The sequence below is a fragment of the Brevundimonas fontaquae genome (genome assembly GCF_017086445.1).
Taxonomy (GTDB): domain Bacteria; phylum Pseudomonadota; class Alphaproteobacteria; order Caulobacterales; family Caulobacteraceae; genus Brevundimonas; species Brevundimonas fontaquae.
This window is the reverse complement of the sequence record NZ_CP070968.1, coordinates 1,302,312-1,324,104: the sequence shown is the minus strand read 5'-3', so window position 1 is coordinate 1,324,104 and position 21,793 is coordinate 1,302,312. Positions and strand designations below refer to the sequence as shown.

The window sequence follows — 21,793 nt, the reverse complement described above, 5'->3', positions numbered from 1 at the left end:
GCGACTTTGTGGCGCCGCAGCAAAAAGGGCGGCCTCGATCAAGACCGCCCTTTCATCTTGCTATCCGTCATCCTCGGGCTCGACCCGAGGATCGGACATCAGACAGACTGTGCGTCGCCGTCATAGCACCAGCGGCGGAACCGCCGGTCCTCGGGTCAAGCCCGAGGATGACGGGTCTTGGGTAGCTTTTAGCGGTCCTTCTCGCGCTCCACGTTCAGGGCAGCCTGGGCCGCCGCCAGACGGGCGATCGGCACGCGGTAGGGCGAGCAGGAGACGTAATCCAGCCCTGCCTGTTCGCAGAAAGCGATCGACGACGGGTCGCCGCCATGTTCGCCGCAGATGCCCAGCTTGACCTCGGGCCGGACCTTGCGCCCGCGTTCGGCGGCGATCTCGATCAGGCCGCCGACGCCGTCCTGGTCCAGGCGCACGAAGGGATCGGTCTCGAAGATGCCCTTGTCCAGATAGGCCTGCAGGAACCGGCCGGAATCGTCGCGCGAAATGCCGAACGTCGTCTGGGTCAGGTCGTTGGTGCCGAAGCTGAAGAACTGGGCGTATTCGGCCAGATCCCCGGCGCGGATGGCGGCGCGCGGCAGTTCGATCATCGTGCCGACCAGATAGTCGATGCTCTGGCCCGTCTCCTCGAACACGGCCTTGGCCGTGCGGTCGGTCAGCTCGCGCAGATATTTCATCTCAAGGCCCAGGGCGACCAGCGGGTGCATGATCTCCGGCAGGGGCGCGGCGCCCGACTTGTGCTTGACCTCCAGCGCCGCCTCGATGATGGCGCGGACCTGCATCTCGTAGATTTCGGGATAGGCGACGCCCAGGCGGCAGCCGCGGTGGCCCAGCATGGGGTTGGTCTCGTGCAGCTCCTTGGCGCGGCGCTTCAGCTTTTCGGCGTCGATGCCGGACGAGGCGGCCAGGGCGTCGATGTCTTCCTCGGTGTGGGGAATGAACTCGTGCAGCGGCGGGTCCAGCAGGCGCACCGTCACCGGCAGGCCGGCCATGATCTCGAACAGTTCGACGAAGTCCGACTTCTGGAACGGCGCGATCTTGGCCAGCGCCGCGCGACGGCCCTTCTCGTCGTCGGCCAGGATCATCTCGCGCACGGCGGCGATCCGGGTGTCGTCGAAGAACATATGCTCGGTGCGGCACAGGCCGATGCCCTCGGCGCCGAAGCCGCGCGCGGTCTTGGCGTCCAGCGGGGTCTCGGCGTTGGCGCGGACCTTGAGGCGGCGCACCTTGTCGGCCCAACCCATCAGGGTCTGGAAGTCGCCGGTCAGTTCGGGCTCGATCATCGGCACGGCGCCGTCCAGCACCTCGCCCTTGGAGCCGTCGATGGTGATGACCTCGCCGGCCTTGAAGGTGCGGCCGCGCGCGGTGAACACGCCCTTGGCCTCGTCGATGTGGATCTCGCCGGCGCCGGAGACGCAGGCCCGCCCCATGCCGCGCGCCACGACGGCGGCGTGGCTGGTCATGCCCCCGCGGGCGGTGACGATGCCGCGCGCCGCATGCATGCCGTGAATATCTTCGGGGCTGGTCTCTTCGCGCACCAGGATGACTGCTTCGCCCAGACCCGACATGCGCTCGGCCTCGTCGGCGTCGAAGACGATCTTGCCGGTCGCGGCGCCGGGCGAGGCCGGCAGGCCGGCGGCGACCACGGTGCGCGCCGCATTGGGGTCCAGCGTCGGGTGCAGCAGTTGGTCCAGCGCCGACGGCTCGACCCGGCTGATGGCCTCTTCCTGAGAGATCACGCCCTCGGCGGCGAGGTCCACGGCGACCTTCAGCGCCGACTTGGCGGTGCGCTTGCCGTTGCGGGTCTGCAGCATCCACAGCCGGCCCTGTTCGACCGTGAACTCGATGTCCTGCATGTCGCGATAGTGGCTTTCCAGCTTGCCGACGACGTCGACGAACTGGGCGAACACCTCGGGCATGGCCTCTTCCATCGAGGGGGCGGTCTCGCCCATCTCCTCACGGCCGATCTTGGTCAGGGACTGCGGCGTGCGGATGCCCGCGACCACGTCCTCGCCCTGAGCGTTGATCAGGAACTCGCCATACAGGCGCGCCTCGCCGGTCGAGGGGTTGCGGGTGAAGGCCACGCCGGTCGCCGAGGTCTCGCCCATATTGCCGAACACCATCGACTGGACGTTGACGGCCGTGCCCCAGCTTTCGGGGATGTCGTGCATGCGGCGATAGAATTTCGCCCGGTCGTTCATCCAGCTTTCGAACACGGCGCCCACGGCGCCCCACAGCTGGTCCTTGGGATCCTGCGGGAAGGCGTGACCCAGTTCGCGCTCGACCACGGCCTTGTAGTCGGCGACCACCTTCTCCCAATCTGCGGCGGTAAGGTCGGTATCGACCGTGACGCCCAGGCGATCCTTGTGCTGGTCCAGCACCTCTTCGAAATCGTCGTGGCTGAGGCCCAGCACGACGTTGGAATACATGGTGATGAAGCGGCGATAGCTGTCAAAGGCGAAGCGACGGTCGCCCGACAGTTTCGCCAGACCCTCGACCGTCTGGTCGTTCAAGCCTAGATTCAAGACCGTGTCCATCATGCCCGGCATCGACGCGCGTGCGCCCGACCGCACCGACACGAGCAGCGGGTTGTCGACATCGCCGAAGGTCTTGCCGACCACGCCCTCGACCTTGGCCAGGGCGGCCTGGACCTGGGCGTCCAGATCGGCCGGATAGGTCTCGTTGTTGGCGTAGTAGTGGGTGCAGACCTCGGTGGTGACGGTGAAGCCCGGGGGAACCGGCAGACCCAGCGACGACATTTCCGCCAGATTGGCGCCCTTGCCGCCGAGAAGGTTCTTCATCGACGCGTCGCCGTCGGCGGAGACTCCGCCGAAGCCGTACACCCACTGAGTCATCATGCAGTCCCTGAGCTTTTCGGATCGTCCGGCGGGTTGGCCCCGCTCGCACATGCAGCATGATCTAGCGCGTGAGAGCGGCCTTGACCATTGCGGATGTAACAATGCGTGAGGGGGTTTGCGGTTTCCTTAAGGCCAAATGCATTTAGCCTTCTCCCATTGGGAGAAGGTGGCCCGAAGGGCCGGATGAGGGTCGGCTGACGGGCCAGCTCGCACGCTCGGCCCTCACCCTTTCGCGCCAGAACGACGGCAGTCGCCGCCGTGCGCTCAAGCCCTCTCCCACCGGGAGAGGGTATGCGGTTTGATTACCCCGCGATCTGGCCGAAGTCGGCGACCTGGCCCATGACGTCGCGGACCTGGCCCAGCAGCTTCAGGCGGTTGTCGCGTTCGGCGGGGATGTCGGAGTTGACCAGAACGTCGTCGAAGAAGCGGTCCACGGGCGCGCGCAGGCGCGCCAAGGCCGTCATGGCGGCGGCGAAGTCCTCGGTCTCCAGCGCGGCCTCCACGGCGGTGCGCGCGGCGCCGACGGCGAAGGCCAGTTCGGTCTCGGCCTCGGGCTGGTTCGGCAGGCCGGTCTGGACCATGCCGGTCGGGATAGGCCCCTTCTTCTCCTCGGCGCGCAGGATGTTGGAGGCGCGCTTGTAGCCGGCCAGCAGATTGGCCCCGTCGTCAGTGGCGAGGAAGACGTCCAGCGCCTCGACCCGACGCACGATGCGGACGAGGTCGTCGTCGCCCAGAGCGAAGACGGCGTCCACCAGGTCGTGGCGCTTGCCCTGATCGCGGAGGAGGACCTTCAGGCGGTCAGTAAAGAACTCAAGCACAACTAAGGGGGCGGTTTGCATCCTCGCCAAATGCGCCCCAACGAAGGTCGTCGCCCCCGCAATCATTATGCGCGTTAGGGAGTCCGTTGCTCTCACGCCGTAAGCACCGCGAGTTAATTCTGAAATCGCGTCGGCATAACGGATGTTGTCTGCCGCTGTTTCGCGGTGATGGCTGATGAACGCTGCGTCCGTCGCAAACACGACATCCAGCAGCGACAGGCGGAATCCTCCGTTGAGGATAAGACGGATCACCCCCAGCGCCGCGCGGCGCAGCGCGAACGGATCCTTCGACCCCGTGGGCTTTTCGTCGATGGCGAAGAAGCCGACCAGGGTGTCCAGCTTATCGGCCAGGGCGACGGCGACCGTGACGGGCGCGGTCGGGACCGTGTCGGCGGGGCCTTGGGGCTTGTAGTGGTCGCGCACGGCGTCGGCGATCGCGTCGGAATGGCCGGCGAGGCGGGCGTAATAGCCGCCCATGATCCCCTGCAGTTCCGGGAATTCGCTGACCATGCCCGACAGCAGGTCGGCCTTGGACAGGCGGGCGGCGGTTTCGGCCTCGTCGGCGTCGGCGCCGACCAGCGGCGCGATCTCGCGGGCCAGGGCGGCGATGCGCTCGACGCGCTCGGCCAGGGTGCCCAGTTTGGCGTGGAAGGTGACGCCGGACAGTTTGGCGTTCCAGGCGTCGAAGCCGACCTTCTGATCCTCGTCCCAGAAGAAGCGGGCGTCGTTCAGACGGGCGGACAGGACGCGGCTGTTGCCGGCGGCCAGGGCCTTGCCGCCGTCGGTCGCCTCGACATTGGCGACGACCAGGAAGTTGGGCGCCAGGCCATCCCTGGACGGATCGCGGACGGCGAAATACTTCTGGTGGACCTTCATCGACAGACGCACGACTTCCGGCGGCAGGGCCAGGAACTGCGGGTCCATGTCGCCCAGGATCGGGGTCGGCCATTCCGCCAGGCCCGCCACCTCGTCCAGCAGGCCGTCGTCGTCGACCAGGGCGAGGCCGCGCGCGGCGCAGGCGGCCTTGGCCTGTTCCAGAATGCGCAGCTTGCGGTCGGCGACGTCCAGCAGGACGAAGTTTTTTTCCAGTTGGGTGCGGTAATCGACGAAGTCGCTGACGCGCAGCAGCTCGCCGGATCCCAGGAAACGGTGGCCCTCGGTGATCGCGTCGCTCTGAATCCCGTCGATCTCGAACGGCACGACCTTGCCGTCGAACAGGCACAGGATGCGCTTGATCGGACGCACCCAGCGCAGCGTGCCGGACCCCCAGCGCATCGACTTGGGCCAGGGGAAGGTGCGGATGACCTGATCGACCGTCTCGGCGACTAGGTCGGTCGTGGCGCGGCCCTTGGACGACAGGACGGCGAACAGGACGCCGTCGCGCTCGGTTAGCTGATCGCGCGTCAGGCCGGTCTTGCGCAGGAAGCCTTCCAGCGCCTGTTCCGGGGCCGAGGCGCGCGGGCCCTTGACCTCTTCCTCGCGGTCCGGCGTGGCCGTGGGCAAGCCGTCGATGACCAGCGTCAGGCGGCGCGGACCGGCATAGGTCGTCAGCGCGTCCCACGTCAGGCCGGCGGCCTTGAGCCGGTCGGAGACCATACGCTCCAGGTCGCGCGCGGCGCCCTGCTGCATCCGGGCGGGGATTTCTTCGGAGAAGATTTCGAGGAGGAGTTGGGGCATCAGGCGGTTTTCCGCTCTTGTTCGACGTAGGCGAGGGCGCAGGCTTTGCAGAGTTCGCGGATGCGGCCGATGTAGCTCTGGCGTTCGGCGACGGCGATGGCGCCGCGGGCGTCCATCAGGTTGAACAGGTGGCTGGCCTTCAGAACCTGATCGTAGGCGGGCAGGACCAGCGGCTGATCCTGCGGCCCACGCATATCCAGCAGGCGCTGAACCTCGCTCACCATGTCCTCGAACCGGCGCTTCAGACCGTCCACGTCATAGCCGTGGAAGTTGGCTTCCGACTGCTGGCGCTCGTTCTCCAGGAAGACCTCGCCATAGGTCAGGCCCTCCTTGGTAAACTTCAGATCATAGACGTTGTCCACGCCCTGGACGTACATGGCCAGACGCTCCAGCCCGTAGGTCAGCTCGCCCGACACCACATCGACCTCGATGCCGCCGACGCCCTGGAAATAGGTGAACTGCGTGACCTCCATCCCATCGCACCAGACCTCCCAGCCCAGACCCCAGGCGCCCACGGTGGGGTTTTCCCAGTCGTCCTCCACGAAGCGAATGTCGTGCAGTTTCGGATCGATGCCGATGGCCGCCAGCGACCCCAGATACAGCGCCTGAAGATTGTCCGGGTTCGGCTTTAGGATGACCTGGTATTGGTAATAGTGTTGGAGGCGGTTGGGGTTCTCGCCATAGCGACCGTCGCCGGGGCGGCGGCTGGGCTGGACATAGGCGGCCTTCCACGGCTTGGAGCCTAGCGCGCGCAGGACGGTGGCGGGATGCAGCGTACCGGCCCCGACCTCGATGTCATAGGGCTGTAGAATGGCGCAGCCCTGCTCGCCCCAATAGCGGTGGAGCGTCAGGATCAGGTCCTGAAACGCAAGCGGCTCGGTCGAGGTGGTCAAATCGGGCTCGTGGGGAGGGGCTGCAAAAACGACGGCGGACCATAGGGCCCGCCGCCGTTCGCTTCAACACGCTGAGCCCGGCCATTTGGCGGCGTGGAGCGATGAACGGCGCTAAGACGCAGCCAGGCAGGTTGCGCGAACCCAGGCGGACGGGTGGATTTCGGCCAGGATCGCCGCCGCCGCATTGGCCGCCGCATCCGTCCGATAAAGGCCGAACACGGTCGCGCCCGAGCCGGACATGCGGGTCAGGGCCACGTCCGGCGTGTCGGCGACGGCGCGCAGGGCCTCGGCGATGGCGGGCGTCAGGGACACCGCCGGCGCCTCCAGATCATTGCGCTGGACCGAAAGCCGGTCGATCACCGCCTCCACGCTCCAGTCTGTGGGAGGCGCCGGGCGGTTCGCCGATCTGACCGGCCCTGCGTCATAGGCCTGGTAGACGGCGCCGGTCGGCGACGGGACGCCGGGATTGAACAGAACGGCCGGCAGCAGCGGCAGGCGGGGTTCGTCAGTCAGCACATCTCCCCTCCCCTCGGCCCAGGCCGTGCGCATCCGCAGACACATCGGCCCGTCCGCGCCGACGACGCCCGCAACCGCCTCAAGCGCGTGGTCGTCGAGATCGAGCGCCAGGACGTCGCGCGCCAGTTTCAGCGCCGCGCCCGCATCGGACGATCCGCCGCCCAGCCCCGCCGCGATGGGCAGGCGTTTGTCCAGCGTGACCTTGAGCTTCGGCTCTCCAATACCGCAGGCCTCGCCCAGCTGACGCAGCGCGCGCAGGATCAGATTGTCCTCCGTCGCCCCCAGTCCGGCGCCGAAAGGCCCGTCGACCGTCAACGACAGACGATCCGCCGGCTCGACCGAAACGCGATCCCCGACATCGGCAAAGGCGACCAGGCTGGACAGCGGATGATAGCCGTCAGCGTCCACCGCGCCGACGTGTAGGAACAGATTGATCTTGGCCGGCGCCAGGGCGGTCAGGGCAGGCATGACCTATTGCGCGACGCCCTTAGCGCTCGGCGCGCTGTCCAGCCCATTGGCGATCTTGCGTTCGACCTCGGCCCGACGTTCGGGTTCGGGCTCCAAAACCAGGACGCGGTTCCACAGCCAGACGGCTTCGCGTTGACGGCCGACCTTCCAGTAGGCGTCACCGAGGTGATCATTGATCTCGGCGTTGGACGGCTCCTTGTCCACAGCCTCTTCCAGCGTGTTGACGGCGGTCTCGTACTGGCCCTGTTTGAACTGCGCCCAGCCCAGCGAGTCCTGAATATTGCCGTTGTCGGGCTCCAACGCATGGGCGCGGGCGATCATCTCGGCGCCTTCCTGAACCCGCAGCCCCTTATCGACCCAGAGATAGCCGAGGTAGTTCAGCATGTCGGCGTCGTTCGGCGCGGTCTGAAGCGCGGCCCACAGTTCGGCCTCCGCCTCGGGAACACGACCCAGCGCCTCATAGGCGGCGCCGCGCAGGAAGTGGACGCTGGCGCCCTGATCGGCGGTGTTCAGAAGCGGCCCGTCCAGCAGGGTGAGCGCCTCGTCATGCTGTTTCAGCTGCATCAGCTGACCGGCCAAGACCAAGGCGATCTGCCGATCGTCGGGGCTGGCGGCGGCGGCGCGACGCAGCTCGGTGAGCGCGTCCTGCGACTGACCGTCTTCTTCCAGCCCCACGGCCAACTGGGCGCGGGCGGCGGCGTAGAGCTGCGGATCGGCGGTTCCGACCCGCGACAGGGCGTTGCGGGCGGCGGACTTCAGACCGGCGCGGGAGAGCACCTGGGCCAGCTGATATTCCGTCTCGTCATCGTCGTGCAGGTTCTGGGCGAGGCGCAGATAGACGGCGGCGAACTCGTTGCCGCGCTCGGCCGAAGCCTGGGCGGCGGCGGTGATCAGGCCTTGGGCGGCGCCTTCGCGGACGTCGGGCAAGGCGGGCGGCCGGCCGCCGTCTTTCAGCCGTTGCAGCGCGCGGGCCACGCCCGGATCGACGGGTTGCACCGCCATGGCGGCTTCATACAGGGCGACGGCGTCGTCGCGGCGTCCCCGCCGTTCCAGAAACTCGCCATAAGGGCGTTTGAACAGGGCGCCGACGCCGGCGACTTCGGACGCGGTCTTCAGCTCGACCTCGGCCTCAGCATAGTCGCGGCGCTTCTCCAACAGGGCGGCGCGATTGATCCGGGCGAAGGCCAGGGTCAGGGGATCGCCGGCGGTCGGCACCGGCCGAAGCGCCCGGGTCCAGTCGTCCGCCGCCGCCGCGATCCACGGCGCGACCAGCAGACCGGCGCGCGCGTGCGGGGCGCCGATGGGCTGACGGGCCAGTTCGGCGTTCGGCGCCCTGGCGTCGCCGCGCACGAAATCCTGAACCAGACGCACCAGTCGCCCGCCCTCCACAAACGCCGGAGACGCGGTCGCATCGGTCGGGGCCAGGGCGGCCGCCACGTCCAGATCGCCGGTCAGCAGGGCGGAGGTGAAGGCCTGTTCGCGCACGCGCGGCTGTTCCGGCGTCAGTCGTTCCGCCTGGGCCAGATAGTCCGAGCCGGTCGCCCCCTCGCCCTGCATCAGGGCCAGCTTGCCCGCCAGATACAGACCGTAGGCGCTGCGGCCCTCGGCGTTCGTCGGGATCGGCGCCCAGACGGCCGGGATCGCCGGCGTCGCGGGCGTGTCAGTGATGATGATGTGAGGATCGGGGGCGGCCTCGGTCGGCGCCTGACTCGGTGTGGCCTGGCCCGGCGCCGTCTGGCCCGGCTCCAGGATGACGGCCGGCGGGTGGGTGTCCGGCGTCGGGGCGGGCGGGGTCGTTTCCTGAGCCGAGGCATGGCCGGCAAGCGCCACGGCGAGGACGGTCAGGGAGGCGGCGAACAGGCGAGAACGGGAGGCGATCATGCCCGGACCCTTCACGCTTTTGCAGCGGCGGGCAAGGGCGGAACGCCGCCCCTGCCCCATTCCGTCACATGTTCGGATAGTTGGGACCGCCGCCGCCCTCGGGCGTGGTCCAGACGATGTTCTGCGACGGATCCTTGATGTCGCAGGTTTTGCAGTGAACGCAGTTCTGGGCGTTGATGACGAAGCGGGGATCGGCCTTGGCCGCCTCGTCGCCATAGACCACCTCGTACACGCCGGCCGGGCAGTAAAGCCGCGCCGGCTCGCCGTATTTGGGCAGGTTGACGCGGATCGGGATCGACGGATCCAGCAGCTTAAGGTGGGCCGGCTGGTCCTCGGCATGGTTGGTGTTGGAGATGAACACCGAAGACAGCTTGTCGAACGACAGCTTGCCGTCCGGCTTGGGGTACGCGATCGCCTTGTGGTCGGCGGCCAGGCCGGTCGAGGCGGCGTCGGTCTTTTCGTGCTTCAGCGTCGGGATCGGCGACAGGCCGCCCAAGAGGGTGCGGCACCACATGTCGAACATGCCCAGCGCCCCGCCCAGCGTCGTGCCGAACTTGGACAGCAGGGGCTTGGCGTTCCGGACGACCGACAGCTCCTTGTAGACCCAGCTCTTTTCGAAGGCGGTCTGGTATTCGACCAGTTCGTCGCCCGCGCGCCCGGCCTGAACGGCGTCGTAAGCGGCGTCGGCGGCCAGCATGCCGGTCTTCATGGCGTTGTGGCTGCCCTTGATGCGGGGCACGTTCACGAAGCCGGCCGAACAGCCGATCAGCACGCCGCCGGCGAAGCTCAGCTTCGGGATCGACTGCAGGCCGCCCTCGGTGATGGCGCGCGCGCCGTAGGAGATGCGTGTTCCGCCCTCCAGGTGCTGAGCGATCTCAGGGTGGTGCTTGAAGCGCTGGAACTCGTCGAACGGCGACAGGAACGGGTTCTCGTAGTTCAGGTGAACCACATAGCCGACGGCCACGTAGCGATCGCCGAAGTGATACAGGAAGCTGCCGCCGCCGGTGTGTTCGTCCAGCGGCCAGCCGGTCGTGTGCTGGGCCAGGCCGGGCTGATGCTTGTCGGCCGGCACCTGCCACAATTCTTTCAGGCCGATGCCGTATTTCTGGGGCGACTTGCCGTCCTGAAGCTTGTGCCTGGCGATGATGGTCTTGGCCAGGGAGCCGCGCACGCCCTCGGCGACGAAGACGTATTTGCCGTGCAGTTCGATGCCGGGCTGGAAGTCGCCGGTCGGCTTGCCCTCGCGGTCGATGCCGAAGACGCCGGCGACGACGCCCTTCACCTGACCGGTCTCTTCTTCCCAGACGACGTGGCTGGCGGCCATACCGGGATAGACCTCGACGCCCAGCGCCTCGGCCTGCTCACCCAGCCAGCGTGTGACGTTGCCCAGCGAAGCGATGTAGCAGCCGTGATTGTGCATGAAGGGCGGCATCAGCGGCATGGGCAGCGACGCCGACCCTTGCGGGCCCAGCAGCAGGAACTTGTCCTTGGTGACCGGCGTCTCCAGCGGCGCGCCGCGTTCCTTCCAGTCGGGGAACAGCTCGTTCAGCGCCTTGGGATCGATGACCGCGCCCGACAGGATGTGACCGCCGACCTCGGCCGCCTTTTCCAGGACGGCGACGGTGATTTCCTTGCCGTCCTTTTCCGCGCGCTGCTTCAGGCGGATGGCCGCTGACAGGCCGGCCGGACCGCCGCCGACGATCACGACATCATATTCCATGATCTCGCGCTCGACGCCGTTCAGCGCCTCCAGCGGCGGCAGATTGTCGATGATGGCGTCCTGACGGGCGTTTTCCGCGCCGCCTTCGATGGCGTCTTCGGCCATGGTTTCCCCTGAATCCCGGTTATCTGTGTGGTTATGCCGCTTATCGGAAGGTGACGCGAGGGCGGTCAAGGCTTATCGGTAGTCCAAGACATGAACGCGCAACCCCATGACATCGCTGCAGTCGAAAGCCTGCTCGCCTTCTGGCGGGATGCGGGGGTCGACGCCTGCTATGGCGATGCGCCCGTCGATCACACCCATGTCGCCCCGCCGCCGGCCGTAAAGGCGGTGCAGAGGGCGACGGCCTCGGTCGTCATGCCTCTGGCCGGCGTCAACGCCGATGACGCCCTAGCCGAGGCGCGGCGGCTCGCCGCTGGCGCCGCGACGCTTCAGGATCTGGCGGCGGCGGTCGCGGCGTTCGAGGGCTGTCCGCTGCGCGGCATGGGCGCGACGCAATCGGTGTTCGGACGCGGCAACCCCAACGCCTCGATCCTGATTATCGGCGAAGGTCCAGGCGGAGATGAGGACCGGGCGGGCCAGCCCTTCGTCGGCAAGGCCGGGCAGTTGCTGGACCGGATGCTGGCGGCGGCGGGCCTGACCGACAAGGTCTTCATCACCAACACCGTCTTCTGGCGCCCCCCCGGCAACCGCACCCCCAGCCCGCAGGAACAGGCGGTCTGCGCGCCTTTCGTCGAGCGCGCCTTCGCCCTGCTGAAGCCGAGGGCCGTACTGCTGCTGGGCGCAGCCTCGGCCAAGTCGGTGCTTGGCGCCGAGGAGGGCATCATGAAGCTGCGCGGCAACTGGAAGGAATGGCGTTTGCTGGAAGGGGCCCTGTCGGCGCCCGTCATGCCGACCCTGCATCCCGCCTTCTTACTGCGTCAGCCACAAGCGAAACGGCAGGTGTGGGCGGACCTGCTTTCTCTGGCCGTTCGCCTTGAAACGGACTCGGTTGAAGAACAAGGCTAATCGCGGCATGCTCGCATGCTGACGACCGATCGCCATACACGCGCCTGTATCCCATGCGCGTCGCCAACGAGGGGGCCGCCGCTTTATGTTCCTGTTCCGCCGCGCGTTCCTCGCGCCGACGCTTGTTCTTGCGTTCTGCGCCGCCACGACGGCCGCGACCGCCGAAACGCCTTACGGGTCAACCGCTGAAGCCGGCGCCGGTTCCGTGCGCCCCACCGCGCTGAGTTCCGCCGACCGACTGTCCTACACAACCGCCTTCGACGCCCTGCGCCGCGGCGACATTGAGACCGCTCGCACCGCCGCGCGCCAGGCGCAGGACCGCGTGCTTCTGGGTCAGGTCGAGTTCGAAAGCCTGTTCCATCCCGACCATGTCGCCACCTATGAAGAGCTGACGGCCTGGCTTGAGACCTATTCGGATCTGCCGTGCGCGGACCGCGTCTACACGCTGGCGCTGCGTCGTCGACCCGACGGCGCCCCCGAGCCGGTGCGTCCCGGCGGCGTGATCGGCCGCACCTGGAACAGTCTGGTCACCGCCGTGTCCGGCGGAGGCGGCGTCACCGATCCGATGAAGGCGGCGCGCGTCGCCTATAACAACGACGACCTGACCGGCGCCTCGGCCCTGGGGCGCCAGATCGGCGACTGGTGGACGGTCGGCCTGGCGGAATGGCGTCTGGGCCAGTTCCACGAATCCTTCGCCGCCTTCGAACGCGTCGCCAACGATCCGACCGAGGATGCCTGGGTCCGCGCAGGCGCCGCCTTCTGGACCGCGCGCGCCGCCGCCCAGTCGGGTCGTCAGGATCGCGTCACCGACTATCTGCGCCTGTCGGCCCAGTGGCCCGCCACCTTCTATGGCCAGATCGCCCTGCGTCAGCTCGGAGAAGAGCCGACGATCGAGAACATGGGCCCCCGCCCCTACGAAGCCGAGCCCCGCCTGCGCCGCGCGGCCTATGTGCCCCAGAGCGCCGCCGTCGAACCGACCGCCCTGGAAGCCTTCGTCCAGGCCGACGCCCGCGCCAAACGCACCGTCGCCTTCTACGAAGTCGGGCGCAACGCCGATGCCGAGACCGAGCTGCGGTCCGGGCTGCGCACCGCCGTCGGCGATGCGGCCAAGATGTGGACCGCCCTGGCGCGCGCCATCCTGCCGATCAACACGTCGGCCGAAGCCAGCCGCATCGACGCGACCCGTTATCCGATGCCGGACCTGACGCCCGAAGGCGGCTTCGTCATCGAGCGGGCGCTCGTCTACGCCCTGGCGCGCAAGGAAACCGACTTCAATCCGAACGCCCGTTCCAGCGTCGGCGCCTATGGGCTGATGCAGGTCATGCCGACGACGGCGGCAGAGATGACCGGCGATCGCAGCTTCGTCTCTGACCCGACCAAGCTGCTGGTCCCGGCGGTGAACATGCGTCTAGGCCAGGCCTACATCAACAAGATGCTGGCCCTGCCGGCCTTCCAGGGCGATCTGCTGCGAGCCGTGGCCTCCTACAACGCCGGTCCTGGGCCGATGCTGGCGGCGGTCAGGAAGCTGGGCGCGGACGCCGATCCCCTGTTGCTGATCGAGACGATCGACGTGCCCCAGGCGCGCGACTATGTCGAAAAGGTCATGGCCAGCTACTGGATCTATCAGCGGCTGTTCGGCGGCCCGCTGAAGACGCTGGACGCCGTCGCGTCGGGCGCGCGCGCAGTTCCGATGGCGCTGGATTACGTGGCCCCGCCGCCGCAGGCCGAGCCGGTCCTGATCGCTGAGACCACGCCCATCGCAGGCGCGCGCTGACCTTTTAAAAGACCGCGAACAGCAGGCTGGCCCAAAACGCCGCCCCGACGAGGGCCGCAAGCCCATAGGCCATGATGGGATTGAGGCCGCGCGCAGCAGCTTGCGTTGGAGGGCTGGGCAGGATCGGGCTCGTCATCCCTATAGAGATAACAGCGTCCGTTTAACGCTGCGTCAGCCGGGATGGTTGTCGCGCGTTAAGCCCAGCGCGTCGGCTTCCCACTCAAGAAAGTGCGAATGGGCCAGCAAGGTCTCGGCATAGGCCTGGGCCGTGCCGTCGTCTCCGTGGGCGGCGAGGTCCAGCTGGAAATGGCGGATGCGGGCGGCGACCGGCGTGAAAAAGGCGTCCGGCACGGACCAGTCGCCGAACAGATACGGCCCGCTCGCGCCGAACCGGTCACGCAGGCTCCGCCACAGTTCGACGATCCGGCGCAAATCCTTGGCCAGGCCCGGATGGTCCGGCGCCGGTGCGCGGCTGGGGCCGACCATCCAGTGATCCGGGCCGGTCGAACAGGCCGTGCGCAAGGCGGTGAAGCCGCCGTGCATCTCGCACGCCGCCGAACCGCGCATGGGCCTCCGACGGCCAGAGGCGGGCTTGCGGATAGCGTTCGGCGGCCCAGACGGCGATGGCCATCGAATCCCAGATCACCTCGCCCTCGACCTTCAGCACCGGCACGAGACCGGACGGCGAATGCTCGCGGATGCGCTGATCGGTGTCGGGCTGGTTCAGCGGCACGACGATCTCGTCAAAGACCGCGCCGCAATGTTTCAGCACCAGCCACGGCCGCAGCGACCAAGTCGAATAGGCCTTGTCGCCGATTACCAGTTCCATCACGCGTCTCCTGTCGCCGCCATCAGTGGCTCGCCGCCCGCCTCGGCACAACCACCGCCAAGGCCTCGCCCGCGATCCGAGCGGCGTACGAGAAGCGCGCTGAATCTGGAACAAGGACTGTCAAAGTCAGTCTCACGGCCCCGCCAAACCTTGACTCCGCGCACCCCACGACCGACACGACCCGCCCATGATCACGCGCTACTCCCGCCCCGTCGCCGCCGCCATCTGGTCCCAGGACACCAAGTACAAGATCTGGTTCGAGATCGAGGCCCACGCCGCCACGAAGATGGCCGAGCTGGGCGTGATCCCAAAGGAATCGGCCGACGCCATCTGGGCCAAGGGCAAGGATGCGACCTTCGACGCCGACCGCATCGACGAGATCGAGCGCACCACCAAACACGACGTCATCGCCTTCCTGACGCACGTCGCCGAGATCGTCGGCGAAGAAGCCCGTTTCCTGCACCAGGGCATGACCTCTTCGGACGTTCTGGACACCTGTTTCGCGGTTCAGCTGGCGCGCTCGTCGGACCTGCTGATCGAGGGCGTCGACCGGGTTCTGGCCGCGCTGGAGACCCGCGCCAAGGAGCATAAATACACCCCGACCGTGGGCCGTTCGCACGGCATCCACGCCGAGCCCGTCACCTTCGGCCTGAAGCTGGCCGGCTATCATGCCGAGTTCCAGCGCGCCAAACGCCGCCTGATCACCGCCAAGGAAGAGATCGCCACCTGCGCCATCTCGGGCGCTGTCGGCACCTTCGCCAATGTCGATCCGGCGGTGGAGCAGTATGTGGCCGACCAGATGGGCCTGACGGTCGAACCTGTCTCGACCCAAGTCATCCCGCGCGATCGCCACGCCGCCTTCTTCGCCGCCTTGGGCGTCGTCGCCAGCTCGGTCGAACGTCTCGCCGTAGAAATCCGACACCTGCAGCGCACCGAAGTCCTCGAAGCGGAGGAGTTCTTCGATAAGGGTCAAAAGGGCTCGTCGGCCATGCCGCACAAGCGCAACCCGATCCTGACCGAGAACCTGACGGGCCTCGCCCGTCTGGTCCGTTCGGCCGTGACCCCGGCGATGGAAAACGTCGCCCTGTGGCACGAGCGCGACATCAGCCACTCCTCGGTCGAACGCGGTATCGGCCCGGACGCCACTATCCACCTAGACTTCGCCCTGCACCGTTTGGCCAATGTGGTCGAGCGGCTGAACGTGTACCCTGAGAACATGCAGAAAAACATCGACCGCCTGGGCGGTCTGGTGCACTCGCAGCGGGTGATGCTGGCCCTGACCCAGGCCGGCGTGTCGCGCGAAGACGCCTATGCCGCCGTTCAGGAAAACGCCATGAAGGTCTGGCGTGGCGAAGGCGCCTTCCTGGATTTCCTGAAGGCCGACGACCGCGTCACCCTGCCCGCCGACCAGCTCGAAGCCCTGTTCGACCTCGGCTACCACACCAAGAACGTGGACGTGGTGTTCAAGCGGGTGTTCGGAGAGGGGTGACCCCCGCCCTGCCGGCAGATCGCCGCATCGGCTTCCCGCCCGTCGTCGATGCGGCCACACGCCTCTTGATCCTGGGCAGCTTGCCAGGCGACGCCTCGCTGAAGGCGGCGCAGTACTACGCTCATCCGCGCAACGCCTTTTGGCCCCTGATCGGCGGCGTTTTGGGCGAAGACCTTACGGTCCTGCCCTACGAGCAGCGTATCGACCGATTGAAGGCGCGCGGCGTCGGTCTATGGGACGTGATTGCGTCGGCGGAGCGGTCGGGCAGTCTGGATGCGGCGATCCGCTCACCGGAGGCGGCCGATCTTAGAAGTCTGATCGACGGCCTGCCTGCGCTGAGGGCGGTAGCCTTCAATGGAAAGCTGGCAGCCAAGCTGGGGCGACGCATTATTGGCGACGTCAACGGTGTTCGCTTGATTGATCTGCCATCGTCCAGTCCCGCTCATGCGGTGGGGATGACAATCAAGGCCAGCTCGTGGAATTCGTTGACAGATATCGTCTCGACCTAAGTCTTTCGCTGCAAATCAGCAAAAGAAACTGCGCATAGTATTTGAATGGTCAAGCTGCGATAACTTGTCGCGCGACACGCATCCATTGTTCGGTCTGACGCGTAACGTTCCTGTTACCGCCTTGAGAGCGGCCCCAAGGGAACGAAACACAATGACAAATCTTCGCAATCTGATGCTCGTCGCCGTGTCCGGCGGCGCGCTGATGGCGCTGGGCGCCTGCAACAACAACGAACCAGCCGCCACGACCCCGGCCGAGTCCACCGCCATGGCTCCGGCTGAGGGCGCCGCAATGGCTCCAGCAACCGATCCGATGGTGGGCGGCGCAGCCATGAGCCCCAACGAGACCATCGTCGCCAACGCCTCCAAGGCCTCGAACCTCAGCACCCTGGTGTCCGCCGTCCAAGCCGCCGGCCTGGTGGAAACGCTGCAGGGTCCCGGCCCGTTCACGGTCTTCGCCCCTGACAACGCCGCCTTCGAGAAGATCCCCGAGGCGACCCGCACCAGCCTGATGCAGCCGGCGATGAAGGCGGATCTGACCAAGATCCTCACCTATCACGTCGTGCCGGGTCGCCTGACGGCCGCCGATATCGCCGCCCAGGCCCAGGCCAACGGCGGCACCGCCACGCTGAAGACGGTTCAGGGTGAAGAACTGAAGGTTTCGGCCGGCCCGAACAACACTTGGGTCATCACCGACGCCAAGGGCGGCAAGTCCACGATCACCCAAGCCGACGTGGGCCAATCGAACGGCGTCGTCCACGTCGTCGACACGGTTCTGATGCCGTAAAAAATATTTGGTTTCGGGCGGCGACGCCTGAAACCAAATCTTGTCCCCTGTGTTCTTCAGGGGCGCGAGACGCACAGTACGCCGGGTGAGACATCCCCCAACGTCCCCGGCAAGAAGAAAGGGCCGCACTTTCCCCCGGGTGCGGCCCTTTCGAATTCTCAGATCAGTCCAAATACCCGAGGCGATTACTCGCCGGCGCGAATTTGCTCGCGGGCGATGGAGGCAAGCTCGTCGATCTTGGAGCGGATCTCGCCCTCCGAAACTGACAGGCCCGAGGCCTTGAAGTCGCCGGCGACCTTGCGGAACACGTCCTCGTCGCCCGGCTGTTCGAAATCGGCGCGCACGACGGCGGCGGCGTACTGGTCCGCGCTTTCGCTGGACAGCCCCATCTTTTCGGCAGCCCACAGGCCCAGCATCCGGTTGCGCCGGGCGATGGCCTTGAACTCCTGCTCCTGATCGAGGGCGAACTTGGCCTCGAAGGCCTTTTCCCGATCGTCGAAGGTCGTCATTTCGCTCAGCAAAGCTCCGTCCACCCCGCTAACGTCGGGGCAAGCGCCGTCTATAGACCGCCCGCCCGTGAACGCAACCTGACTTCCGTCGCATGGACATCCTGTCCCCAATGATTGCGGCGCCGGCCATCCTCATTTGTATCGAGGGCCGCCTTCGGCTAAGGAGACCCCGAACGAGATTGACTGCCCGAACGATTCCGAAACGCGCCGCCAGGACCGGGTCTTCCCCCTCCACATATGGCCGCGCGATTTTTGTTTCTGGAGGGCGCCCGTAAGCCGGGACCGGACCATGAACAGCAAGCGCAAGAAGATCTACGAAGGCAAGGCCAAGATCCTGTACGAAGGACCCGAGCCCGGCACCCTGATCCAGTATTTCAAGGACGACGCCACCGCCTTCAACGCGCAGAAAAAGGCCGTTCTCGAAGGCAAGGGCGTGGTGAACAACCAGATCAGCGAGTTCATCATGTCGCGCCTGAACGGCATCGGCGTGACCAACCACTTCATCAAGCGTCTGAACCTGCGCGAGCAGCTGATCCGCGAAGTCGAGATCATTCCGCTGGAAGTCGTGTGCCGCAACATCGTCGCCGGCTCGATGAGCCAGCGCCTGGGCATCGAGGAAGGCACGCCCCTACCCCGCTCGATCATCGAATTCTACTACAAGAAGGATGAGCTCAACGACCCGATGGTCACCGAAGAGCACATCACCGCCTTCAACTGGGCCTCGACCCAGGAGCTGGACGACATGCTGGCGATGACGGTGCGGGTGAACGACTATCTGTCGGGCATGTTCAGCGCCGTCGGCATCACCCTGGTCGACTTCAAGATCGAGTTCGGCCGGGTGTGGGAAAACGACTTCAGCCGCGTCCTGCTGGCCGACGAGATCAGCCCCGACAGCTGCCGCCTGTGGGACACGGCCTCGGGTGAGAAGCTGGACAAGGACCGCTTCCGCCGCGATCTGGGCGACGTCATCGAGAGCTATACCGAAGTCGCGCGTCGCCTGGGCATCATGAAGGGCATGCCGACGGTGATCCAGGGAGGTCTGCACTGATGGCGAAGGTGAAAGTTCACGTCTTCCTCAAGCCCGGCGTCCTGGACGTTCAGGGCAAGGCTGTCGAAGGCGCCTTGCAGGGCCTGGGCTGGTCGGGCGTCTCCAACGCCCGCGTCGGCAAGCTGATCGAGTTCGACCTCGCCGGCGCCGAAGACCCGCAAGGCGAAGCCAGGAAGATGTGCGAGCAGCTGCTCGCCAATACGGTGATCGAAAGCTACCGCATCGAGGCGGCGTAAACTCTGCTGTCTCCCTTCCCATGTCGCGGGAAGGAGGCAGTTGCATCCTTCGATATCGACGCCAGTTAAGCAGACGGCTTGATTGACGGAGCGCCCATGACCTTCACCCTTACCTCCACCGATATCCAGGACGGCGGCGTGCTGCCGGACGCCCAGGTTCACGCCAAGGGCAACACCTCGCCTCAGCTCTCCTGGTCCGGCGCGCCGGAGGGGACCAAGAGCTATGCGATCACCTGCTATGATCCCGATGCGCCGACCGGCTCGGGCTTCTGGCACTGGACAGTGGCCAATATTCCGGCGGACGTGACCGAGCTGCCGGCCGGCGCCGGCTCGCCGGGCGGGCATCTGCCGCATACCGCCGTCCAGGGCCGCACCGACTATGGTCAGCCAGGCTTTGGCGGCGCCGCCCCGCCGCCCGGCCATGGTCCGCACCACTACATCTTCACCGTCTTCGCCGTGGATGTGGAGAGCCTGGAGGTCACGGCCGACGATTCCGGCGCCGTGTTCGGCTTCAATCTGCACTTCCACACCCTGGCCAAGGCGTCGATCACCGCGACCTACGAAAACAAGGCGTGATCGGTGCGGGGCGGCGTCGCCCTTGTGGCGTCATGAACGCTGATTAGTGTGCAGCGCAACATGACAAACGCCGCCCTCGACACCGCCCTTCCCGTCCGCTCTCGCGGGGCGGTCGCCCTCGTGCTGATCGCCCTCGCCATGGGCGGATTCGCGATCGGCGTGACCGAGTTCGCCGCCATGAGCGTCCTGCCGGACTTCGCTGCGGGTCTAGGCGTCGATGCGCCCACTGCGGGCCATGTCATCAGCGCCTATGCCGCCGGCGTCGTGGTCGGCGCGCCGATCCTGGCGGTTCTGGGCGCACGGTATCCACGCTGGTTGCTTTTGATCGCCTTCATGGCCCTGTTCGCCATCGGCAATGTGGCCAGCGCCCTGGCCCCGACCTATCACTGGATGCTGGTCTTCCGCTTCCTCAGCGGCCTGCCGCACGGGGCCTATTTCGGCGTGGCGGCCCTGGTCGCGGCCTCCATCGTGCCCCTGCATTTCCGCACGCGCGCGGTTTCTACCATCCTGATGGGACTGACGGTAGGCACCGTTCTGGGCGTGCCCGTCGTCAACATCATCAGCCATGCCCACGGCTGGCGCTGGACGTTCGCCATCGTCGGCATGCTGGCGGTTCTGACCATGGTCCTGGTCGCCCTGTTCGCACCGCGCGATCCGGCCCATCACGACGCCAGCCCGTGGCGCGAGCTGGGCGCGTTAAAGCGCAGCCAGGTCTGGCTGACGCTGGGCGTCGGCGCCATCGGCTTTGGCGGCATGTTCGCGGTCTACGCCTATCTCGCCTCGACCTTGCAGTCCGTCACAGGCATCGGCCCAGCCCTGATGCCGTGGGTCTTCGCCGTGTTCGGCATCGGCATGTTCGTCGGCAACATCCTGGGGGCCTGGGCGGCGGATCATCTGGGATTCAAGGCGGCCGGCGGCCTGTTGCTATGGAGTGCAGCGGCGCTGGCCCTCTATCCGCTGGCGGCGCCGCACCTGTGGGCCGTGATGGTCGTGGTCTTCCTGATCGGCGGCGGAGGCGGTCTGGGTTCGATCCTGCAGACACGGCTGATGGACGTCGCCGGCGACGCCCAGACCCTGGCGGCGGCGCTGAATCACTCGGCGTTCAACACGGCCAACGCCATCGGCCCGCTGCTGGGCGGAATGGCGATCGCGGCCGGCTATGGCTGGGCCTCGACCGGTTGGGTCGGCATGGGCCTGTCGCTGGGAGGATTCGTCATCTTCCTGATCGCCTGGTTGACCGGTCGGGCGCGCGCGACGGCCTGACAAGGCGAAAGAACCCTGCTAAAGGCCCGCGCCATGAGCGCAGCCGTCATCGTCTTCCCCGGTTCCAACTGTGATCGCGACTGCAAGGTCGCCGTCGAACGCTCCACCGGCGAGCCGGTCTCGATGGTGTGGCACGCCGAGACCGACCTGCCCCAGGGCCTGGACCTGATCGTCATTCCCGGCGGCTTCTCCTACGGCGACTATCTGCGCTGCGGCGCCATGGCGGCCCAGTCGCCGGTCATGCAGGCGGTCAAGAAGGCGGCGGACGACGGTGTCGCCGTGGTCGGCATCTGTAACGGCTTCCAGATCCTGTGTGAGGCCGGAATGCTGCCCGGCGCCCTGTTGCGCAACAAGGGTTTGAAATACGTCTGCAAGCCCATCGCCCTGACCGTCGCAAACGGCCAGACCCGCTTCACCGCCGGCTATCAAGGTCAGCGCGAAGTGACGATGACCCAGGGCAACGGCGACGGAAACTTCTTCGCCGACGCCGAAACCCTGGCCCGGATCGAGGGCGAAGGTCAGGTCGTCTTCCGCTACGTCGACAACCCCAACGGCTCGGTCAACGATATCGCCGGCATCCAGAACGCGCGCGGCAATGTCCTGGGCATGATGCCCCACCCGGATCGCGCCTTCGAAGCCGAACTCGGCTCCGCCGACGGCGCGACCCTGTTCCAGAGCATCTACGCGGCTGCCTGATCAGTCGGCGTCGTCGACGCCCTGAACGGCCAGGCTTTCGTCCAGCTCGCCAGCGTCGGTCGACATCCCGTCTTCAGAACCTTCGTCCTCGTCCGGCGTAACCACGCCGCCCGGTTCGCGCTGGGCGGCCAGTTCGCGGGCGCCGACGCCGAGGCCCTGTTCAATGGCGCGGTTGACGGCGACTTCGTCTTCGAGCGAGGGCTGAGTGTTGTCGATATCGGCCATGATG

At 66.8% G+C, this 21,793-nt stretch carries 20 protein-coding genes; 10 read left to right on the top strand and 10 right to left on the bottom strand.

The annotated features are described in order from the left end of the window. Positions 1-188: 188 nt before the first annotated feature. The 6 genes from ppdK to JX001_RS06390 all read right to left on the bottom strand — a co-directional run bounded on the left by ppdK (position 189) and on the right by JX001_RS06390 (position 10,843). A complete protein-coding gene (gene ppdK / locus JX001_RS06415; protein ID WP_205682785.1) occupies positions 189-2,870 on the bottom strand; it encodes a pyruvate, phosphate dikinase in 2,682 nt (893 codons plus the stop codon). A gap of 302 nt (positions 2,871-3,172) precedes the next feature. Beyond that, positions 3,173-5,365: a glycine--tRNA ligase subunit beta gene (gene glyS / locus JX001_RS06410; RefSeq protein ID WP_205682784.1), complete on the bottom strand. Its 2,193-nt coding sequence runs from the start codon at positions 5,363-5,365 to the stop codon at positions 3,173-3,175. After that, entirely contained in the window at positions 5,365-6,258 is an 894-nt protein-coding gene (locus JX001_RS06405) for a glycine--tRNA ligase subunit alpha (protein ID WP_205682783.1), read from the bottom strand. Before JX001_RS06405 ends, glyS begins: the two co-directional genes overlap by 1 nt. Positions 6,259-6,369: 111 nt before the next feature. Next, the gene (locus JX001_RS06400) at positions 6,370-7,242 is read right to left on the bottom strand and encodes a 4-(cytidine 5'-diphospho)-2-C-methyl-D-erythritol kinase (protein WP_205682782.1); all 873 of its coding nucleotides are present in this window, start codon (positions 7,240-7,242) and stop codon (positions 6,370-6,372) included. Between the two features lie 3 nt (positions 7,243-7,245). After that, positions 7,246-9,123, bottom strand: a complete 1,878-nt coding sequence (locus JX001_RS06395; protein ID WP_205682781.1) for a tetratricopeptide repeat protein — start codon at positions 9,121-9,123, stop codon at positions 7,246-7,248. A gap of 64 nt (positions 9,124-9,187) precedes the next feature. Beyond that, the gene (locus JX001_RS06390; protein WP_205683102.1) at positions 9,188-10,843 is read right to left on the bottom strand and encodes an electron transfer flavoprotein-ubiquinone oxidoreductase; all 1,656 of its coding nucleotides are present in this window, start codon (positions 10,841-10,843) and stop codon (positions 9,188-9,190) included. A 195-nt stretch (positions 10,844-11,038) separates the two neighbouring features. Here JX001_RS06390 and JX001_RS06385 point away from each other — a divergent pair, with 195 nt between their 5' ends. Continuing rightward, the gene (locus JX001_RS06385; RefSeq protein ID WP_205682780.1) at positions 11,039-11,851 is read left to right on the top strand and encodes a uracil-DNA glycosylase; all 813 of its coding nucleotides are present in this window, start codon (positions 11,039-11,041) and stop codon (positions 11,849-11,851) included. A 205-nt stretch (positions 11,852-12,056) separates the two neighbouring features. Then, the gene (locus tag JX001_RS06380; RefSeq protein ID WP_241004789.1) at positions 12,057-13,625 is read left to right on the top strand and encodes a lytic transglycosylase domain-containing protein; all 1,569 of its coding nucleotides are present in this window, start codon (positions 12,057-12,059) and stop codon (positions 13,623-13,625) included. A 171-nt stretch (positions 13,626-13,796) separates the two neighbouring features. On the opposite strand, the gene JX001_RS16460 is transcribed toward JX001_RS06380, so the two are convergent. Together JX001_RS16460 and JX001_RS06375 are read right to left on the bottom strand one after the other, a co-directional pair. After that, the gene (locus tag JX001_RS16460; RefSeq protein WP_350354487.1) at positions 13,797-14,057 is read right to left on the bottom strand and encodes a glutathione S-transferase family protein; all 261 of its coding nucleotides are present in this window, start codon (positions 14,055-14,057) and stop codon (positions 13,797-13,799) included. Continuing rightward, positions 14,020-14,454 carry a glutathione S-transferase N-terminal domain-containing protein gene (locus tag JX001_RS06375; protein ID WP_350354486.1) on the bottom strand — a complete coding sequence of 145 codons (435 nt, stop codon included), beginning with the start codon at positions 14,452-14,454 and terminating at the stop codon, positions 14,020-14,022. The genes JX001_RS16460 and JX001_RS06375 overlap by 38 nt, the downstream gene beginning before the upstream one ends. Before the next feature lie 187 nt (positions 14,455-14,641). Between JX001_RS06375 and purB the strand changes: the two genes are divergently transcribed. The 3 genes from purB (at position 14,642) to JX001_RS06360 (ending at position 17,236) form a co-directional block, all read left to right on the top strand. After that, a complete protein-coding gene (purB, locus tag JX001_RS06370) occupies positions 14,642-15,943 on the top strand; it encodes an adenylosuccinate lyase (protein WP_205682778.1) in 1,302 nt (433 codons plus the stop codon). Continuing rightward, a complete protein-coding gene (locus JX001_RS06365; RefSeq protein ID WP_434082631.1) occupies positions 15,940-16,452 on the top strand; it encodes a DNA-deoxyinosine glycosylase in 513 nt (170 codons plus the stop codon). Before purB ends, JX001_RS06365 begins: the two co-directional genes overlap by 4 nt. Before the next feature lie 151 nt (positions 16,453-16,603). Then, positions 16,604-17,236 carry a fasciclin domain-containing protein gene (locus JX001_RS06360; RefSeq protein WP_205682777.1) on the top strand — a complete coding sequence of 211 codons (633 nt, stop codon included), beginning with the start codon at positions 16,604-16,606 and terminating at the stop codon, positions 17,234-17,236. 185 nt (positions 17,237-17,421) lie between these two features. Here JX001_RS06360 and JX001_RS06355 read toward each other — a convergent pair whose 3' ends face one another. Continuing rightward, a complete protein-coding gene (locus JX001_RS06355; protein ID WP_205682776.1) occupies positions 17,422-17,745 on the bottom strand; it encodes a DUF1476 domain-containing protein in 324 nt (107 codons plus the stop codon). Positions 17,746-18,034: 289 nt separating this feature from the next. On the opposite strand from JX001_RS06355, the gene purC reads away from it, so the two are divergent. The 5 genes from purC (at position 18,035) to purQ (ending at position 21,564) form a co-directional block, all read left to right on the top strand. Continuing rightward, entirely contained in the window at positions 18,035-18,793 is a 759-nt protein-coding gene (gene purC / locus JX001_RS06350) for a phosphoribosylaminoimidazolesuccinocarboxamide synthase (protein ID WP_017504770.1), read from the top strand. Further along, a complete protein-coding gene (gene purS / locus JX001_RS06345) occupies positions 18,793-19,029 on the top strand; it encodes a phosphoribosylformylglycinamidine synthase subunit PurS (RefSeq protein ID WP_205682775.1) in 237 nt (78 codons plus the stop codon). Before purC ends, purS begins: the two co-directional genes overlap by 1 nt. 96 nt (positions 19,030-19,125) lie before the next feature. Further along, a complete protein-coding gene (locus JX001_RS06340; protein WP_205682774.1) occupies positions 19,126-19,605 on the top strand; it encodes a YbhB/YbcL family Raf kinase inhibitor-like protein in 480 nt (159 codons plus the stop codon). Positions 19,606-19,665: 60 nt separating this feature from the next. Then, positions 19,666-20,868, top strand: a complete 1,203-nt coding sequence (locus JX001_RS06335) for an MFS transporter (protein ID WP_205682773.1) — start codon at positions 19,666-19,668, stop codon at positions 20,866-20,868. A 33-nt stretch (positions 20,869-20,901) separates the two neighbouring features. Then, positions 20,902-21,564, top strand: coding sequence for a phosphoribosylformylglycinamidine synthase subunit PurQ (gene purQ, locus JX001_RS06330; protein WP_205682772.1), 663 nt, complete (start codon positions 20,902-20,904; stop codon positions 21,562-21,564). Here the strand turns inward: purQ and JX001_RS06325 are convergent, their stop codons facing one another. Continuing rightward, positions 21,565-21,789, bottom strand: coding sequence for a hypothetical protein (locus JX001_RS06325; RefSeq protein ID WP_205682771.1), 225 nt, complete (start codon positions 21,787-21,789; stop codon positions 21,565-21,567). Between the last annotated feature and the right edge of the window lie 4 nt (positions 21,790-21,793).

Coding starts and splice junctions, on each gene's coding strand:
- ppdK (WP_205682785.1), bottom strand. CDS start 2,870: ATGATGACTCAGTGGGTGTACGGCTTCGGCGGAGTCTCCGCCGACGGC.
- glyS (WP_205682784.1), bottom strand. CDS start 5,365: ATGCCCCAACTCCTCCTCGAAATCTTCTCCGAAGAAATCCCCGCCCGG.
- JX001_RS06400 (WP_205682782.1), bottom strand. CDS start 7,242: ATGCCTGCCCTGACCGCCCTGGCGCCGGCCAAGATCAATCTGTTCCTA.
- JX001_RS06395 (WP_205682781.1), bottom strand. CDS start 9,123: ATGATCGCCTCCCGTTCTCGCCTGTTCGCCGCCTCCCTGACCGTCCTC.
- JX001_RS06390 (WP_205683102.1), bottom strand. CDS start 10,843: ATGGAATATGATGTCGTGATCGTCGGCGGCGGTCCGGCCGGCCTGTCA.
- JX001_RS06385 (WP_205682780.1), top strand. CDS start 11,039: ATGAACGCGCAACCCCATGACATCGCTGCAGTCGAAAGCCTGCTCGCC.
- JX001_RS06375 (WP_350354486.1), bottom strand. CDS start 14,454: ATGGAACTGGTAATCGGCGACAAGGCCTATTCGACTTGGTCGCTGCGG.
- purB (WP_205682778.1), top strand. CDS start 14,642: ATGATCACGCGCTACTCCCGCCCCGTCGCCGCCGCCATCTGGTCCCAG.
- JX001_RS06360 (WP_205682777.1), top strand. CDS start 16,604: ATGACAAATCTTCGCAATCTGATGCTCGTCGCCGTGTCCGGCGGCGCG.
- JX001_RS06355 (WP_205682776.1), bottom strand. CDS start 17,745: ATGACGACCTTCGACGATCGGGAAAAGGCCTTCGAGGCCAAGTTCGCC.
- purC (WP_017504770.1), top strand. CDS start 18,035: ATGAACAGCAAGCGCAAGAAGATCTACGAAGGCAAGGCCAAGATCCTG.
- purS (WP_205682775.1), top strand. CDS start 18,793: ATGGCGAAGGTGAAAGTTCACGTCTTCCTCAAGCCCGGCGTCCTGGAC.
- JX001_RS06340 (WP_205682774.1), top strand. CDS start 19,126: ATGACCTTCACCCTTACCTCCACCGATATCCAGGACGGCGGCGTGCTG.
- JX001_RS06335 (WP_205682773.1), top strand. CDS start 19,666: ATGACAAACGCCGCCCTCGACACCGCCCTTCCCGTCCGCTCTCGCGGG.
- purQ (WP_205682772.1), top strand. CDS start 20,902: ATGAGCGCAGCCGTCATCGTCTTCCCCGGTTCCAACTGTGATCGCGAC.
- JX001_RS06325 (WP_205682771.1), bottom strand. CDS start 21,789: ATGGCCGATATCGACAACACTCAGCCCTCGCTCGAAGACGAAGTCGCC.